The organism is Chryseobacterium tructae (genome assembly GCF_030409875.1).
In the GTDB taxonomy this organism is placed as follows: Bacteria; Bacteroidota; Bacteroidia; order Flavobacteriales; family Weeksellaceae; genus Chryseobacterium; species Chryseobacterium tructae.
Genome location: NZ_JAUFQR010000003.1, coordinates 68,533 through 84,079, shown reverse-complemented (window position 1 = coordinate 84,079; position 15,547 = coordinate 68,533). Strand labels below are relative to the sequence as shown.

The 15,547-nt window shown below is 34.3% G+C and carries 21 protein-coding genes and 2 pseudogenes; 22 read left to right on the top strand and 1 reads right to left on the bottom strand.

The window, feature by feature from the left end:
• Positions 1-115: 115 nt before the first annotated feature.
• The 16 genes and pseudogenes from rpsH to QWZ06_RS23980 all read left to right on the top strand — a co-directional run bounded on the left by rpsH (position 116) and on the right by QWZ06_RS23980 (position 10,534).
• Positions 116-514 carry a 30S ribosomal protein S8 gene (gene rpsH, locus QWZ06_RS24055; RefSeq protein ID WP_034694686.1) on the top strand — a complete coding sequence of 133 codons (399 nt, stop codon included), beginning with the start codon at positions 116-118 and terminating at the stop codon, positions 512-514.
• 17 nt (positions 515-531) lie between these two features.
• A complete protein-coding gene (rplF, locus tag QWZ06_RS24050; RefSeq protein WP_123858827.1) occupies positions 532-1,077 on the top strand; it encodes a 50S ribosomal protein L6 in 546 nt (181 codons plus the stop codon).
• Between the two features lie 15 nt (positions 1,078-1,092).
• Complete coding sequence (rplR, locus tag QWZ06_RS24045; protein ID WP_077413597.1) at positions 1,093-1,446, top strand: 50S ribosomal protein L18; 354 nt, start codon at positions 1,093-1,095, stop codon at positions 1,444-1,446.
• A gap of 19 nt (positions 1,447-1,465) precedes the next feature.
• On the top strand, positions 1,466-1,987 hold the full coding sequence (gene rpsE, locus QWZ06_RS24040) for a 30S ribosomal protein S5 (RefSeq protein WP_045491132.1): 522 nt from the start codon (positions 1,466-1,468) through the stop codon (positions 1,985-1,987).
• 10 nt (positions 1,988-1,997) lie between these two features.
• Positions 1,998-2,174 carry a 50S ribosomal protein L30 gene (gene rpmD / locus QWZ06_RS24035; protein ID WP_027371710.1) on the top strand — a complete coding sequence of 59 codons (177 nt, stop codon included), beginning with the start codon at positions 1,998-2,000 and terminating at the stop codon, positions 2,172-2,174.
• Positions 2,175-2,195: 21 nt separating this feature from the next.
• Positions 2,196-2,645, top strand: a complete 450-nt coding sequence (gene rplO, locus QWZ06_RS24030; RefSeq protein ID WP_103246800.1) for a 50S ribosomal protein L15 — start codon at positions 2,196-2,198, stop codon at positions 2,643-2,645.
• Positions 2,646-2,654: 9 nt separating this feature from the next.
• Positions 2,655-4,034 carry a preprotein translocase subunit SecY gene (gene secY, locus QWZ06_RS24025; RefSeq protein ID WP_045491124.1) on the top strand — a complete coding sequence of 460 codons (1,380 nt, stop codon included), beginning with the start codon at positions 2,655-2,657 and terminating at the stop codon, positions 4,032-4,034.
• Positions 4,035-4,037: 3 nt separating this feature from the next.
• Positions 4,038-4,253 (top strand): translation initiation factor IF-1, encoded by a 216-nt coding sequence (gene infA, locus QWZ06_RS24020; RefSeq protein ID WP_034684855.1) that lies wholly within the window; start codon positions 4,038-4,040, stop codon positions 4,251-4,253.
• Between the two features lie 62 nt (positions 4,254-4,315).
• Positions 4,316-4,432, top strand: a complete 117-nt coding sequence (rpmJ, locus tag QWZ06_RS24015) for a 50S ribosomal protein L36 (RefSeq protein ID WP_007839480.1) — start codon at positions 4,316-4,318, stop codon at positions 4,430-4,432.
• Positions 4,433-4,439: 7 nt separating this feature from the next.
• A pseudogene (gene rpsM / locus QWZ06_RS24010) lies at positions 4,440-4,816 on the top strand (30S ribosomal protein S13).
• Positions 4,817-4,828: 12 nt separating this feature from the next.
• Positions 4,829-5,218: a 30S ribosomal protein S11 gene (gene rpsK, locus QWZ06_RS24005; protein WP_034694697.1), complete on the top strand. Its 390-nt coding sequence runs from the start codon at positions 4,829-4,831 to the stop codon at positions 5,216-5,218.
• A 19-nt stretch (positions 5,219-5,237) separates the two neighbouring features.
• Positions 5,238-5,846: a 30S ribosomal protein S4 gene (gene rpsD / locus QWZ06_RS24000; protein WP_045491111.1), complete on the top strand. Its 609-nt coding sequence runs from the start codon at positions 5,238-5,240 to the stop codon at positions 5,844-5,846.
• A gap of 33 nt (positions 5,847-5,879) precedes the next feature.
• Positions 5,880-6,874 (top strand): annotated as a pseudogene (locus QWZ06_RS23995) (DNA-directed RNA polymerase subunit alpha).
• 6 nt (positions 6,875-6,880) lie between these two features.
• On the top strand, positions 6,881-7,399 hold the full coding sequence (gene rplQ, locus QWZ06_RS23990; RefSeq protein ID WP_290301655.1) for a 50S ribosomal protein L17: 519 nt from the start codon (positions 6,881-6,883) through the stop codon (positions 7,397-7,399).
• Positions 7,400-7,481: 82 nt separating this feature from the next.
• Positions 7,482-9,536 carry a T9SS type A sorting domain-containing protein gene (locus QWZ06_RS23985; RefSeq protein WP_290301654.1) on the top strand — a complete coding sequence of 685 codons (2,055 nt, stop codon included), beginning with the start codon at positions 7,482-7,484 and terminating at the stop codon, positions 9,534-9,536.
• A gap of 158 nt (positions 9,537-9,694) precedes the next feature.
• A complete protein-coding gene (locus QWZ06_RS23980; protein WP_290301653.1) occupies positions 9,695-10,534 on the top strand; it encodes a GLPGLI family protein in 840 nt (279 codons plus the stop codon).
• A gap of 91 nt (positions 10,535-10,625) precedes the next feature.
• On the opposite strand, the gene QWZ06_RS23975 is transcribed toward QWZ06_RS23980, so the two are convergent.
• The gene (locus tag QWZ06_RS23975; RefSeq protein ID WP_290301652.1) at positions 10,626-11,060 is read right to left on the bottom strand and encodes a hypothetical protein; all 435 of its coding nucleotides are present in this window, start codon (positions 11,058-11,060) and stop codon (positions 10,626-10,628) included.
• Positions 11,061-11,393: 333 nt separating this feature from the next.
• Here QWZ06_RS23975 and QWZ06_RS23970 point away from each other — a divergent pair, with 333 nt between their 5' ends.
• The 6 genes from QWZ06_RS23970 to QWZ06_RS23945 all read left to right on the top strand — a co-directional run bounded on the left by QWZ06_RS23970 (position 11,394) and on the right by QWZ06_RS23945 (position 15,396).
• Entirely contained in the window at positions 11,394-12,026 is a 633-nt protein-coding gene (locus QWZ06_RS23970; protein ID WP_290301651.1) for a response regulator transcription factor, read from the top strand.
• A gap of 6 nt (positions 12,027-12,032) precedes the next feature.
• Complete coding sequence (locus tag QWZ06_RS23965) at positions 12,033-12,734, top strand: hypothetical protein (protein WP_290301650.1); 702 nt, start codon at positions 12,033-12,035, stop codon at positions 12,732-12,734.
• A 636-nt stretch (positions 12,735-13,370) separates the two neighbouring features.
• Positions 13,371-14,156 carry a sensor histidine kinase gene (locus QWZ06_RS23960; RefSeq protein ID WP_290301649.1) on the top strand — a complete coding sequence of 262 codons (786 nt, stop codon included), beginning with the start codon at positions 13,371-13,373 and terminating at the stop codon, positions 14,154-14,156.
• 126 nt (positions 14,157-14,282) lie between these two features.
• Complete coding sequence (locus tag QWZ06_RS23955) at positions 14,283-14,609, top strand: hypothetical protein (protein ID WP_160139495.1); 327 nt, start codon at positions 14,283-14,285, stop codon at positions 14,607-14,609.
• A 17-nt stretch (positions 14,610-14,626) separates the two neighbouring features.
• A complete protein-coding gene (locus QWZ06_RS23950) occupies positions 14,627-14,833 on the top strand; it encodes a hypothetical protein (RefSeq protein ID WP_290301648.1) in 207 nt (68 codons plus the stop codon).
• Positions 14,830-15,396, top strand: coding sequence for a hypothetical protein (locus QWZ06_RS23945; protein WP_290301647.1), 567 nt, complete (start codon positions 14,830-14,832; stop codon positions 15,394-15,396). Before QWZ06_RS23950 ends, QWZ06_RS23945 begins: the two co-directional genes overlap by 4 nt.
• Positions 15,397-15,547 lie beyond the last annotated feature (151 nt).

Genomic DNA, 15,547 nt, shown 5'->3' with positions numbered 1-15,547 from the left:
TGTCAAGATACTAAAGAATTAAAATATCAGACCGAAGATTTCTGACGTCTGATATTTTTCTCTTCAAGTCTTTTCAAAACTGATTGTTCTTTAACCAATAATTTATAAAAGAAAAATGGTAACAGATCCAATTTCAGATTTCCTAACAAGAGTAAGGAACGCACAAAGCGCAGGCCACAAAGTGGTGGAAATTCCTGCATCGAAAATCAAAAAGGAGATTACTAAGATCCTATTTGATCAAGGGTATATCTTAAACTACAAGTTTGAAGATAACGCTGTTCAAGGAGTGATCAAAATCGCTTTAAAGTACGATAAGCAAACTAACAAACCTGCTATTAAGTCTATTCAAAGAGCTTCAAGACCAGGTTTGAGACAGTACAAAGGTTCTACTGAACTTCCAAGAGTACTAAACGGTTTGGGTATTTCTATCATCTCTACTTCTAAAGGAGTAATGACTGACAAGAAAGCTAGAGAAGAGAAAGTAGGCGGTGAAGTAATCTGCTATGTTTATTAATTTTTAATCAGAGGAAAATGTCAAGAATTGGTAAAGCAATTATAACAATTCCAGCTGGAGTTACAATCACTGAAAACAATGGTGTAGTAACTGTAAAAGGAGCGAAAGGAGAACTTTCTCAAGAGCTTACAGCAGGAATTACTTTAGAACAGAAAGAGGGTGAACTTAACGTAAACAGACCATCTGATTCTAAACAACACAAAGCGCTTCACGGTTTATACAGAGCGTTAATCGCCAACATGATCGTTGGTGTAACTGAAGGTTTCGAAAAGAAACTGGAACTAGTAGGGGTAGGATACAGAGCTTCTCACACAGGTCAAAAACTTGAGTTAGCTTTAGGATTCTCTCACGGTATCGTATTAGAACTTCCAAGTGAAGTAAAAGTTGATACATTGACTGAAAAAGGTAAAAACCCAATTATTACTTTAGCGTCTCACGACAAGCAACTTCTAGGAATGGTGACTGCAAAGATCCGTTCTTTCAGAAAGCCTGAGCCATACAAAGGAAAAGGTGTAAGATTCGTAGGAGAAATTGTTAGACGTAAAGCTGGTAAATCTGCTTAATAAATTATAAGTATTATGGCATTAAGTAAATTAGAAAAAAGAATAAGAATCAAAAGAAGAGTAAGAGGGAAAATCTCTGGATCTTCTGAATTGCCAAGATTATCTGTATACAAAAGTAATAAGGAAATTTACGCTCAGTTAATCGACGATAAAAATGGTAAAACTTTAGCATCAGCTTCTTCTAGAGAGAAAGGTGTAGACGCTAAAGGTACTAAAACTGAAATTTCTGCTGCTGTTGGTAAAGCTATCGCTGCTAAAGCTATCGCTGCAGGAATCGAAAGTATTGTATTTGACAGAAACGGTTTCGTTTACCACGGTAGAGTAAAAGCTCTAGCTGATGGTGCGAGAGAAGGTGGACTTAAATTCTAATCATTAAATTTCGGAAAATATGTTAGGACTAGATAATATAGAAAGAGTAAAACCGGGAGGATTAGAATTAAAAGATCGTCTCGTAGCTGTTAACAGAGTAACAAAAGTAACAAAAGGGGGTAGAGCTTTCGGATTTTCTGCTATTGTTGTAGTAGGAAATGAAGAAGGTATTATCGGTTTCGGTTTAGGAAAATCTAAAGAGGTTGCTTCTGCAATTGCTAAAGCAGTTGAAGACGCTAAGAAAAACCTTGTTAAAGTTCCTGTAATGAACCACACTATTCCTCACCAAACTACTGCTAGATACGGTGGTGCAGATATCTTCTTAAGACCTGCTTCTCACGGTACAGGACTTATCGCCGGTGGTGCGGTAAGAGCAGTATTGGAATCAGCTGGTATTCACGATATCCTTTCAAAATCTAAAGGATCTTCTAACCCTCACAACGTAGTGAAAGCTACTTTCAAAGCGTTATTAGACATCAGAAGACCTGAAGAGATCGCTAGAATGAGAGGAGTTTCTCTAAGTAAAGTGTTTAACGGTTAATAATAAAACAATGGCAACAATTAAAGTAAAGCAAGTAAGAAGCGCTATTGGTAGAACAAAAACCCAAAAGAGAACGCTTGAAGCATTAGGATTAAAAAAACTTCACCAAGTTGTAGAGCACGAAGCTACTCCTTCCATCTTAGGAATGATAGCTGCTGTAGGTCACTTACTAGAAGTTCAAAAATAATTTTATAAAAGAGAAATTAAAATGAATTTAAACAATATACAACCAGCAGCAGGTTCTACTTTCAATTCAAAAAGAATTGGTAGAGGACAAGGTACTGGAAAAGGAGGTACTTCAACAAAAGGACACAAAGGTCAGAAAGCTAGAGCTGGTTATTCTCAGAAGATCGGTTTCGAAGGTGGACAGATGCCTTTACAAAGAAGATTACCTAAATTCGGATTCAAAAACGTAAACAGAAAAGAGTTTAGAGGGGTGAACCTTGATACTATCCAGACTTTAATCGAGAACAAATCCATCACTGGAGATATCACGAAAGAAGTTTTAGTAGCAAACGGTATCGTTTCTAAAAACGAATTAGTGAAAATTATGGGTAGAGGAGAATTGAAATCTGCGGTTTCAATCTCTGCTGATAAATTCACGAAATCTGCTGAAGAGCTTATTGCTAAGGCAGGTGGAAAAGCAATTACCTTATAATACTTACTAATGAAAGAATTTATACAAACACTTAAAAATATTTGGAGTCTTAAAGAGCTTAGAGATAAAATTCTCTTCACTTTAGGTATAATCCTTGTGTATAGATTCGCATCTTATATTTCACTTCCAGCAATTAACCTTGCAGAAGTGGGAGATCTCTTAGAGCATTATAAAAATCAAGGCGGTAACAAGCAAGGAGCAGGTCTCCTTGGCTTGCTTTCGTCGTTTACGGGGGGAGCTTTCAGCCACGCTTCCGTAATGGCGTTGGGAATCATGCCTTATATTTCTGCTTCTATTATTGTTCAGTTGATGGGGATGGCTATTCCTTATCTTCAGAAGCTTCAGAAAGATGGAGAGTCAGGTAGAAATACATTGAACCAAATTACAAGATGGTTAACGATTGGAGTTTGTCTGGTACAGGCACCTTCTTACTTAACTTCTATTACTCAATTATTCTTACCGTATGCTCAGTTCCAATCTGCATATTTTGTAGAACCAAATTCGATTATGTTCTGGTTGCCAAGTATTGTAATCTTGGTAGGTGGTTCAGTATTCGCAATGTGGTTAGGTGAAAAGATTACCGATAAGGGAATCGGAAATGGTATCTCTATCCTGATTATGGTGGGGATTCTTTCAAGATTACCTGAGGCATTCGTACAGGAGATGGCCGTGCAGAACGGAAAAGGAGGAATGGGATCTATCATGATCCTTATCGAAGTATTATTCTGGATGTTGGTAGTTCTTTTAGCAGTGATTTTATCAGTTGCTGTTAGAAAAATTCCTATTCAGTATGTAAGCAGAGCTCAAGCAAGAGGAGGTGTAAACAAGAATCTTATGCAGGGCGCAAGACAATGGATTCCATTGAAAGTAAATGCTGCTGGTGTAATGCCGATTATCTTTGCTCAGGCATTGATGTTCGTACCAGGATTATTAACAAAATTCGACGAGTCCAACACTTTTCTTGCAGGTTTCAAGAATGTTTTTAGCTGGCAATACAACGTATTGTTTGCGCTATTAATTATTATCTTCTCGTTTTTCTATACTGCAATTACAATTCCGGTGAACCAAATGGCTGATGATTTGAAGAGAAATGGAGGTTTAGTACCGAAAGTAAGACCCGGAAAAGAGACAGCAGATTACTTAGATGATATTTTATCAAAAATTACCTTGCCAGGTGCAATTTTTTTATCTATCTTTGCAGTCCTTCCAGCAATTGTGCATGGAAGCTTTGTTCAGACAGATGCGTTCGCCCTATTTTTCGGGGGAACGTCACTATTAATTATGGTGGGTGTAATTTTAGATACAGTTCAACAGATTAATACTTATCTGCTGAACCATCATTATGATGGCTTAATGCAGTCTAAACTGTCTAGAACGACTGGATATTAATTTATGGCAAAACAAAAACATATTGAACAAGACGGCGTTATAACGGAAGCACTTTCGAACGCTCAGTTCCGTGTAGAACTTGAAAATGGGCATATTCTTATTGCTCATATTTCTGGTAAAATGCGAATGCACTATATTAAACTTTTACCTGGTGATAAGGTAAAACTAGAAATGTCTCCCTATGATTTAACAAAAGGGAGGATCACATTTAGATATTAAAACAATTAGCCAAATGGAATGTGAATTCCATTTGGCATTTGTAAAAAATAAATACTATCAAAATGAAAGTAAGAGCATCAATTAAAAAAAGAAGCGCTGATTGCAAAATCGTACGCAGAAAAGGTGTACTGTTCGTAATCAACAAGAAGAACCCAAAATTTAAACAAAGACAAGGTTAATTAAATTATGGCGAGAATTGCAGGTATTGATTTACCAAAAAACAAAAGAGGAGTTATCGGTTTAACTTACATTTATGGTGTTGGAAGAAGTACTTCTTCTGAAATCCTTAAAGCTGCCGGTATCAGCGAAGACAAAAAAGTCAACGAATGGAATGACGATGAATTGGCTGCAATCAGAACTTATATCCTAGAAAACGTAAAGTTGAAGGAGAATTAAGATCTGAAGTGCAATTGAACATCAAGAGATTGATGGACATAGGATGCCAACGAGGAATACGTCACAGACTTGGATTACCTTTAAGAGGCCAGAGAACGAAAAACAACTCTAGAACCCGAAAAGGAAAGAGAAAAACTGTTGCTAACAAGAAAAAAGCTAGTAAATAATCGTTAGGAATTATGGCAAAACAAACTAAAGTAGTTAAGAAAAGAAAAGTAAAAGTTGAAGCTATTGGTGAAGCGCATATTCAAGCTTCTTTCAATAACATCATCATTTCTTTAACAAATAAAAACGGAGAGGTTATCTCTTGGGCTTCTGCCGGTAAAATGGGTTTCAGAGGTTCTAAAAAGAATACTCCATTTGCTGCTCAGATGGCAGCTGAAAATTGCTCTGCTGTAGCTCACGAAGCTGGTTTAAGAAGAGTAAAGGTGTTTGTGAAAGGTCCAGGTGCAGGTAGAGAATCTGCGATCAGATCTATTCACAATTCAGGAATTGAAGTTTCAGAAATCGTTGACGTGACTCCTATGCCACACAACGGATGTAGACCACCAAAAAGAAGAAGAGTTTAATTTTTAGAATTTACCCATTATGGCAAGATATATTGGACCTAAAACTAAGATTGCTAGAAAGTTTGGTGCTGCAATCTACGGAGATGATAAGAACTTCGAAAAAAGAAAAAACCAACCGCCAGGACAACACGGTCCTAACAAAAGAAGAGGTGCTAAAAAATCAGAATACGCAGTTCAGTTAGCTGAAAAACAAAAAGCTAAATATACTTACGGTATCTTAGAAAGACAGTTTGCTAACTTATTTGAAAAAGCACACAGAAGCAAAGGGGTAACAGGGGAAGTTCTATTACAACTTTGTGAATCAAGATTGGATAACGTTGTATACAGATTAGGTTTTGCTAAAACTAGATCTGGTGCAAGACAATTAGTTTCTCACAGACACATTACTGTAAACGGAGAGATTCTTAATATCCCTTCTTACTTGGTAAAAGCTGGTGATGTAATCGCTGTAAGAGAAAAGTCTAAGTCTCTTGAAGTTGTTACCAATGCATTGGCTTCTAAGTCAAACTATGAGTGGTTACAATTCAACGATGAGAAGAAAGAAGGTACCTTCATTTCTGCTCCTGAAAGAATCCAAATTCCGGAAGACATCAAGGAGAACCTTATCGTCGAACTTTACTCTAAATAATTTTTTAATCAAATTTTTGCTCAACCCAATAATATGGCAATTTTACAATTCATAAAACCCGATAAAGTAATTTTACTTAACTCTGATGAATTTAAAGGTCAATTTGAATTCAGACCTTTAGAACCAGGTTTCGGGCTTACAATCGGTAATGCTTTGAGAAGAGTGTTGCTTTCTTCTCTGGAAGGATACGCTATTTCATCTATCAAAATAGAAGGTGTAGAGCACGAATTTTCAACTATTCCAGGAGTAATCGAAGACGTTACCGAAATTATTCTTAACCTAAAGCAGGTAAGATTAAAAGCTTCAGCAGAAGGCCAGGCTAACGAGCAGGTTGTTGCTAAAGTTTCAGGTCAAACGATTATTACTGCTGGTGATTTAGGAAAATCGATCAACGGATTCGAGGTATTAAACCCGGATTTAATGATTTGTAACCTAAATACTGATGTAACTTTCGAAATTACTTTCAATATTGAAAAAGGTAGAGGATATGTTCCTTCAGAACAAAATAAGTCAAATAATGCACCTGTAGGTACTATTGCTATTGACTCTATTTTCACGCCGATCAAGAAAGTACAATACAGCATTGAAAATTATCGTGTAGAGCAAAAAACAGACTACGAAAAACTAGTATTAGATATAGAAACTGATGGGTCTATCAGCCCTCAGAATGCTTTAACAGAAGCTTCTAAGATATTAATTTATCACTTCATGTTATTCTCTGATGAGAGAATCACGCTTGAAACTGAAGCTGTAAAAGCATCTATCCAATATGACGAAGAACACTTCACACAAGACAACTTCTTAAGTCTAAATTAGCAGATATGGATCTTTCTGTAAGAGCCCTTAACTGTCTAAAAGCAGCTGAAGTAGAAACTCTTGGAGAATTGGTTTCTTACAGTAAGTCTGATTTGATGAAATTCAGAAATTTTGGTAAAAAATCTTTGACAGAACTAGAAGAATTAGTGCATTCAAAAGGTCTTAACTTCGGTTTCGACGTTGCAAAATATAAGTTAGACGCTGATAAATAATTAATAATGAGACACGGTAAAAAATTCAATCACTTAGGAAGAACTTCATCTCACAGAAGTGCGATGCTTTCTAATATGGCTTGTTCTCTAATTGAGCATAAAAGAATCAACACTACTGTAGCTAAAGCTAAAGCTTTAAGAGTATATGTTGAGCCTCTATTAACAAAAGCAAAAGAAGATACTACACATAACAGAAGAGTAGTATTCTCTTACCTTCAAAATAAATTTGCGGTTGCTGAATTATTCAGAACTGTAGCTCCGAAAATCGCTGAAAGAAACGGTGGTTATACAAGAATCATTAAGACAGGTTTCAGACCAGGTGATGCTGCTGATATGGCTCTTATCGAATTGGTAGATTTCAACGAGCTTTACAACCCGAATGCTGAGGAGAAAAAAGCTACAAGAAGAAGCAGAAGATCAACTGCTGCACCTAAAAAAGCTGAAGCTGTAGTAGCTGATGCACCTGCAGTAGAAAAAGTAGAAGAAGCTAAAGCTGACACTACTGAAGAAAAAACTGAAGAATAATAAGTTTATACTTCTAAAATATCTTAAAGGAGCTTGTGGTTTACTACAAGCTCCTTTTGTTTTAAAAAATATAACTATAACCATGAAGAAAATTCTACTTTTAACCGCAGTATTATGCTGCGCTCTATTTTTTAGCCAGGCTCTTGCGAACTGGCAGCTTACAACCCCTTTTTTCCACAGGGAAAGAGTCATGAGAATGGAAATGCTGCCTGATGGAAGTTATTTGGTACAAAAAAGAAAAAGTGATGATGATTTAATGATCACTGAGAACAATGGCAAGACCTGGCGCAGGATCAATGATTTTGGCAAAGTAAGGGACTTTAAGATTCATAACAATAAGGGGTATCTTGTCATAGGATTTGACTTGGTCATTTCAGATCCCAAGTTCTCAACACCTGGTATTTCTTATCCATTACCAAGCTCGTATTTTCCTCAGGCATTATTTGTTCTGAATGATAATACCATTTTCATTAGTACGAGTAATAGCAGAATCATGAAATCTACAGATGGCGGGGTAACATGGAATGTCTATAGTGTACCTACAGTGTATGCAGATAAGGTTACGGATGTATTCTTTACAGATGCCAATACCGGTTTTTGTGTAACAGAAGCAACACTTGGTAAAAGCTTTATTTTTAAATCAACTGACGGTGGGCAGACTTGGGTGAAGGTAAGCGAGAATGCCAATAAATTTGAGAAAGTTATTTTTAAAAACTCATTGAATGGCATTGCAACCCTTATGGGAGGAACAACCAAATATACTCTTGATGGAGGTAATACATGGAATGATGTAAATATTACCTGGTTAAGAGATATCAAAGTTTATAACAATGAGTTTGTTGCTGTTGGAAGTCCCAATATATTACATAGAACGTCCACAGGAGAAGTGTGGGATTCAAAGGTGATATATCCTTCCTCATATCATCTATTTACTTCTCTTGCATTAAATTCAGGGAAATTCATTGCTGGGGTAGATAATGAAACAGGGGATAGTTTTCATCATTCTATTTTCAAAAGTACAGATCTTGTAAACTGGACTCCTACCGGTGTAAACTGGAAGTATGCAGATACATCCTATAATAGTGTTTATGCAACCAAATATCTGGCAACAATGGCAGGCTATATTTCCAAGGATAAAGGAGTTACATGGGAAGATGCTGATAATAACCTACCCAGAGGTACGCTCAATATACTTCCTAACGGAAAAGGAATCGGATTGGGGAAAACTTCAAATAAATTTTGGACAACGAATGATCATGGCCTAACATGGACGGATCATAATGTTCCTTTTATGGCAACGGAATCTCCGGCAATGAAACCAGATGGGACTTATGCTATAGCAATGCGGGGATCTAATGCTGAAGCCCATAAAGGATTTGTAAGTACCTATAATCCAAATACAGGATGGTCAACTCCTTTTGATGTAGGACGATATGTGAGAGTAATGAAGTTTGTAGATAATAATGTAGGCTTTTTACTTACTCAGGAAAAGATGATGAAAACAGTTGATGGGGGATTAACCTGGAGTATTGTTAACCTTCCTGGATTGTTTGACTTTGCCAGAGACATTATTTTTGGAAATTCTTCAAGAATATATGTTGGGCAATATTGCTCTACAGATTTAGGGAATACCTGGTTTTCTTCTCAGACAGTAGGATTAAAAGATTTTGATATATTTGCGGATGGTACTGGCTATGGAGTAGATAGTGGTAATGTCTTCAAAACAACAGACTATGGAGTATCCTGGCAAAGAATTTTGAATTCTAATTTATATTCTGCGGAAGGAGGAAATATTTTTAAACATGCATTCTCAAAAGACTATATAATAGGAACAGCCATTACTGGATTTTATGTGTTAGATTTGAAAAACGGTACATTAACGACCAGTGATTCAAAAGCTAAAAGCGATAATAAATTGAAGATTTACCCAAATCCTACTTCTTCAGTTTTATTTTTTGATAGTAAAGAACAAATAAAAAATGTTGTTGTTGTTGATATAGTAGGAAGAGTTCTAAAGAATATAGAATCTCCTAAAGAAACTTCAGTAGATATTTCTGATCTTGCGAAAGGAAACTACTTTGTGAAAATCACTACTACTAATAATAAAACATACTTTGAAAAGGTAATTAAAAAATAAAATAATCCCCGTTCAGAATTCTGAACGGGGATTATTTTTATATTATATATTTTTCCTGTTTGAATTGGAAATTATTAAATGACATTGGTAACAAAAGAATTTATATTTGCCTTAATTTCGTGGAAGGTTTTAATTAGCCAAAATCAATGTAAAATATAATGAGGAAATTTCTTTTTTTATTGTGCTTTATACTTTTTAAGAGTTTATGCGCTCAGGATAAGATTTTTGTTTACGATTATCAATATAAAATAGATTCACTAAACAGAAATATAGTAGATCAGGAAACGATGGTTTTAGATATTTCAGAAACAAAATCTATATATTTTAGTTTACAAAAATACACTGATGATTCTGTGAATAACGAAGAGTTTAAAAGAAAGGATGCCAAAATTCCTGTTATCAGTATGAAGTCAAAGGTTCAGGATGTAGTCGTCAAAGACTATATTACTAAAAATAATGATCTATACACTTCTATTAATGGCGATTATTACATCATAACAGAAAATAGAAATATTGATTGGAAAATTCAATCTGAAACCAAAAATATTTTTGGTTATAAAACTCAAAAAGCGATAGCTAATTTTGGGGGAAGAATATGGGTCGCTTGGTTTGCTACAGAAATTCCTATTCAAGATGGCCCTTATCTATTTTCTGGACTACCAGGCTTAATATTGGAAATTGAAGATATTAAAAAAGATCATCAATTGAAATTAATTAGTATTAGAAAAAGATCTCTTGTGTTAAGAAATGATTTTAACGAAAAAGCGATATCAGTAACAAGAAAAAAAATTAATCAGGTTTGGAATGAATATAAGAAAGATCCTATTATAAAAATTCGACAGCTTATTTTGAGTTCAGAGGGTAAATTTGAAATGTATGATGCGCAGGGTAAAGAAATGGATCAAAATGAAATTCTTAGATCTAAAGAAAAGATCGAACTAGATAAAATAAAACATAATAATAATTTTATGGATCTGATACTTTATAAAGGATACTAGTAATTATTTCAAATAAACACAGAAGAGAATAACTCAAAATCCTTCTTTCTTAAATGAAAAACGTCCAATAATTTGGACGTTTTTTTATATTCTAGATCTTAGTTCTTTTCAACGGAATGATATTGTTGCCTTGTTCCAGGTGAAGGCTGTCACCTTTTACTCTCGCAGTCATATCTTCTTTCTTATAAACCGTTTCATCTCCTTTGGTCTCTGCCTTAGTAAGGACGAATGTTTTTTTATTGCTGGTAATGGTTAGAGTATTTTCTTTCGGATCATTTTTGAAGACTACTTTTACCAATGTTCCATCCATTGCCTTATAGACGAAATCTGTTTTTTCAGTTTTCTGCCCATTAACGTCAACTGTTGATGAACTCTGGGTTACTGAATCAACCTTTCCATTGTGATCAGTAACTACTGTTTCTGTGCTGTCTGTTTTAATGACGCTCTTATTTCCGCTTTCACTTTTTTTGCAGCTGACTACAGTTAATGTAAGTACAGCACCAAGTGCTAAAAGACTTTTTTTCATGATTATATTATTTGATATTCAATATGATTTTTACTCTTTAATTTTACAAAAATCATGCCTTGCAATATGGTGAATTTTTACAGTTCTATTGATATTTTTTCTTTTATCGCTTGAATAAAATGACACTTAACAAGTAATAAAATCATTACTAATACAATGACAGAATGGATTTGTTAAAATTTATTAAAAAAATGTCGCTTTGAAATCAAAAAATAATTAATTTTAATAAGACTAAAAACGAACCATAACCCTAAACTCAATTCCTAAGATTACACAAATGTGTAATTGATTCTCATTTGTTTTCTGTTGAAATTTGTTTCAAATAAAAAAGACATGAGCATTTCCATTGCCATAGTAGAAGACGAAAAGAACTACAACAATGCGTTGAAGAAGGTGATCAATTATCAACAGGATATGAAAGTCGTTGCACAGTTCTTTGATGGTAAGGATGCCTTGGAAAACCTTCCCGATATTTCCCCCAATGTTGTCATGATGGATATCCAGCTACAGGATATGCTAGGAATTGAAATCATTGAAAAACTTAATAAAGAAATGCCCGAAACACAGTTCATCATGTGTACCAGCTTTGAAGATGATGAGAAGATTTTTAATTCTTTAAAAGCCGGTGCAACAGGATACCTTGTGAAAGGAGAAAGTATGGACAAAATACTGTCTTCGATCCGGGATGTTTATAATGGTGGCGCTCCCATGAGCTTTTCTATTGCCCGAAGAGTATTGCAACATTTTGAAAGAAAACTTTCCAAAACTGAAGGCTTGGATGAGCTTACAGAACGCGAAAAGGAAATACTTGAACTTCTTTCACTCGGACTTCTATACAAAGAAATTGCAGATAAAAGCTGCATCAGTATGGATACTGTGAAAAAGCATGTCGGAAATATCTATAGAAAACTTCACGTAAGTAATAAAGTGGAGGCTATAAATAAATTTAACCATTTTAAAAACTAAGAAATCATGGAAAACTTAAAAAAAACTTGTGCAGAAATTAAACTCGATTTAATTAAATGTATTCTGGAAGGCAATGACACTGATTGTGAGAAGTTATTGAATAAGAATAAACGTATTACATTAGAATGGTTTTCTCCACCCTTTGACGGAGAAATACTAGAGAGCGAGCAGAGACAGGAAGTAACAAATAGGGGAAGTCTCTTTAGTAACCTTCTTCCTGATTTTTTTATTGACGACCTTGAAAAGGTATTCAAGAGAAATATGTTTTCAATTTGCTTTCATATTTATTTCATGATCAAGGATGGTGTAATAAGTCTTCTTATAAGGTTTAATAATGATGAAATAAACGTATCTCCTGTTAAATTTAATAAAAATGATGTAGTATATGAATTAATTGGAACAAAGTTAAATAATTTGACAAATTATAAATTAGCTGAAAAGTATATCAATGAATTTGAGGCATATTTTAATGCTGAGCAAAAGCCTCAAAATTTTGTTTTTACTCAATATATTACATTCCATATGAAAAATATAGTAGAACACTTTTATGGTTTTGAAGCTAGAACAAGATTAATTGTTGGGGCAAAGCAAGATCAAGATAATTACAGGCTTAATCTTGTTTTGGATATAGATAAGAATCTTTGTAAAAATTCAACACTATCCAATGGCAGTAGATCATACTATAATATAGGAAATATGCATCCATAATGTATCTTGCTCTACCTTTTATATACTTGAGTATATTATTTCTTGTTGCTTTTTTCTCAATACTTTTATTAATGAAGAGAGGTGGAAAGCAACAGGATTTTTTGTGTCTATACCTCTGTATTAGCTTTTCTCTTGAATGTTTGATGTTTTTGATACAAAGATTTTTTAATGATAATTCTACTTTTGGCTTTTTATACAATATTTATATTCTTTTTTGTAGTTTCTTTTTTTTGAAATATTTTAATAGAGAACAGAAAAGAGAGTTTACTCTATTTAGCAATATAATCTTCTTATCCTTTTTCATTCTTTATATCATTTTCTTTTATAAAAGCTATAAAGAAGTTAATCAAGCCATAGGAATTTCATTTGCATTAGTTTATATCATATATAGCTTACTCTATTTTTATGGAAAGATAAAGTATCCGGATTCTAAAAGTATAACAAGTGATCCGAAGTTCTGGGTTTCCTGTGCCTTATTATTTTGGGGTGTATTTTTTCTTTTAAGAATTATTCCAAGATACTTATTTGATAAGATGGATGAGCAAGTGCTTATTATTTCACAATCTTTTTTTCTTGTAATCAATATTCTTTTTTATTCCTTCTTTTTTATTAGCCTTATTAAATATTCCAAAAAGTATGAGTGAATTATATGAAGTAAAACTTACCTATATTATCATTACCATTGTCATGATGGTTTTTGTTATTTTCATAGTTTCAGTTGTTGTTCTCTATAATAAGCGACAACTTTTTTTTATTCAACAGCAGCAGCTCAAAGAAGCCGAATACCAAAACCAGCTTCTCCAAAAAGAGCTCGAACAACAAAAGTCTATTGAAAAAGAGCGGGAACGTATTTCTCACGATATGCATGATGATCTCGGTGCAGGGATTTCAGCATTGAAACTTCAGGCAGAATTCCTGAGACAAAGAGTAGAAGACGTAGAGCTCCAAAATGATATTGATGAATTATTGAAAACCTCCGAGGAAATGAATATCTCAATGCGGGAAATGCTTTGGAGCCTGAACTCAGGAAATGATACGCTAGGAAGCTTTGTTGATTATACTATCCTCTATACCGGAAATTTTTTAAAGAAAACAAAAATTACCCTTCATTCAGAATGTGAAGATATTATTGCTGATACTCCCATTTCAACAGAACTGAGGCGAAACCTTTTTTTATGTTTGAAAGAGGCTGTTAATAATGTATATAAGCACAGCCAGGCAACTGCTTTAAGACTTTCTTTTTCTCAGCATAAACATCAATTCTTAATAACGATTGAAGATAACGGAATAGGTATTCCTGATAGTCAATCAGAAGGAAATGGACTCCGCAATATGAAACGAAGGATGAAGGAGGCGGGAGGAGTGTGTAATATCTTACCTAAAAGCTTAGGAACTTGCCTAACTTTTGAAATAATACTCTAGTTATTATCATCGATTTTATAAACAGTACCATTAGCAATGGTGCTGTTTTGCTTGTATAATTACCCTTTTGTGTAATTGACAGATGTGTTTTTTAGAGGGAACTTTGAGTGATAAAACTTGATCGCCATGAAAACTTTAATTAATGACAGTATTGAAGATTTACAGGAAGCTTTGAAGAACAACGCCGATCTTCAGGAGAAGTTTAGGAGTAATCCTGTAGAGGCCATTAAAAATGTGGAAATAAGAAATCCAAAAGAAACAGATTATTGGATCTACAGGATTATTGTGATTATGCTTGGATTGGCTATTATAGCCATTATTGCAGGGCTCATCCTTCTTTCCTTTTGGAGTGAGGGCGAACCAGACAGTCAGTTGGTAACCATCTTTGCTACCATTTCATCAGGAGCCATTGGGGCTTTAGCCGGCCTTTTGTCTCCTTCCCCTAGAAAATAACCATTAAAATAATTATCATGGAAACCATTATTGAATATTACATTTTAGACTGGAATACTACATCCTCAAGAGGTAAGATTGTTTTAAAACTTGAAAATGAAGGAGCTGAAGTTTTGGAAAACTTAAGTTTTAACGCTTTTACAGCGATTGCACTTGTATTGGCTCATGGGAGCTCAAAATTCGATTCAACCAACCATTCAGTATTTAATTATAGAACATCATGAAAACAATTATTTACCTACTAATTCTAAGTTTGCTTGCTTCTTGTAATATCAAGCATCGAGCAACAGTGAAAGAGCTAAAGACCTCAAACTCTAATTATCAAATGTCATATGACGCGATGAGAAGAGGAGCTGTTTTAAATATTGACGAAAAAGGAAAAATTAATAAAATTTTATCTGAAGTACAACCTGATGCAGCCATAGCAACCACTACCGACCTTACTAATAAACTAGCTGCTCAGATGCCATCCGGACAGAGTATTTCTCTAGAACAAATCACTAAAATTACAGAAACTCTGTCTAAACTTGGCGAAAGAACAGCGTCTGTTAACATGCTCAGAGATGCTTTATATAGAATGGAAGAGCATTGTATCAATTTTGAGTCACAGTGTAAAGGAGAATTGTATTGGCAAAGTTTCCAAATAGTGGTGAAATCGATCACAGATTTACAGAAGGAAGTAGCTAATACAGCAGAAAGTGAAGCCAATGAAGAGATGGCAAAAACGTTGCGGGTTCTCACCCCCGAAGAAAGATCGAAATACAATATTAAAATAAAAAGTAATTGAGAAATATAAGCTCCGGTATTTTATAGTACTTGGAGCTTTTTTATATCATTTTTCTTATGATGAATATTCAATCCAGAAGAAAGAAACTCTTCGGTTTATCATAATATAAATTAACTAAAATTTAACGGCGAATTATTTCAAAAAAACTCGA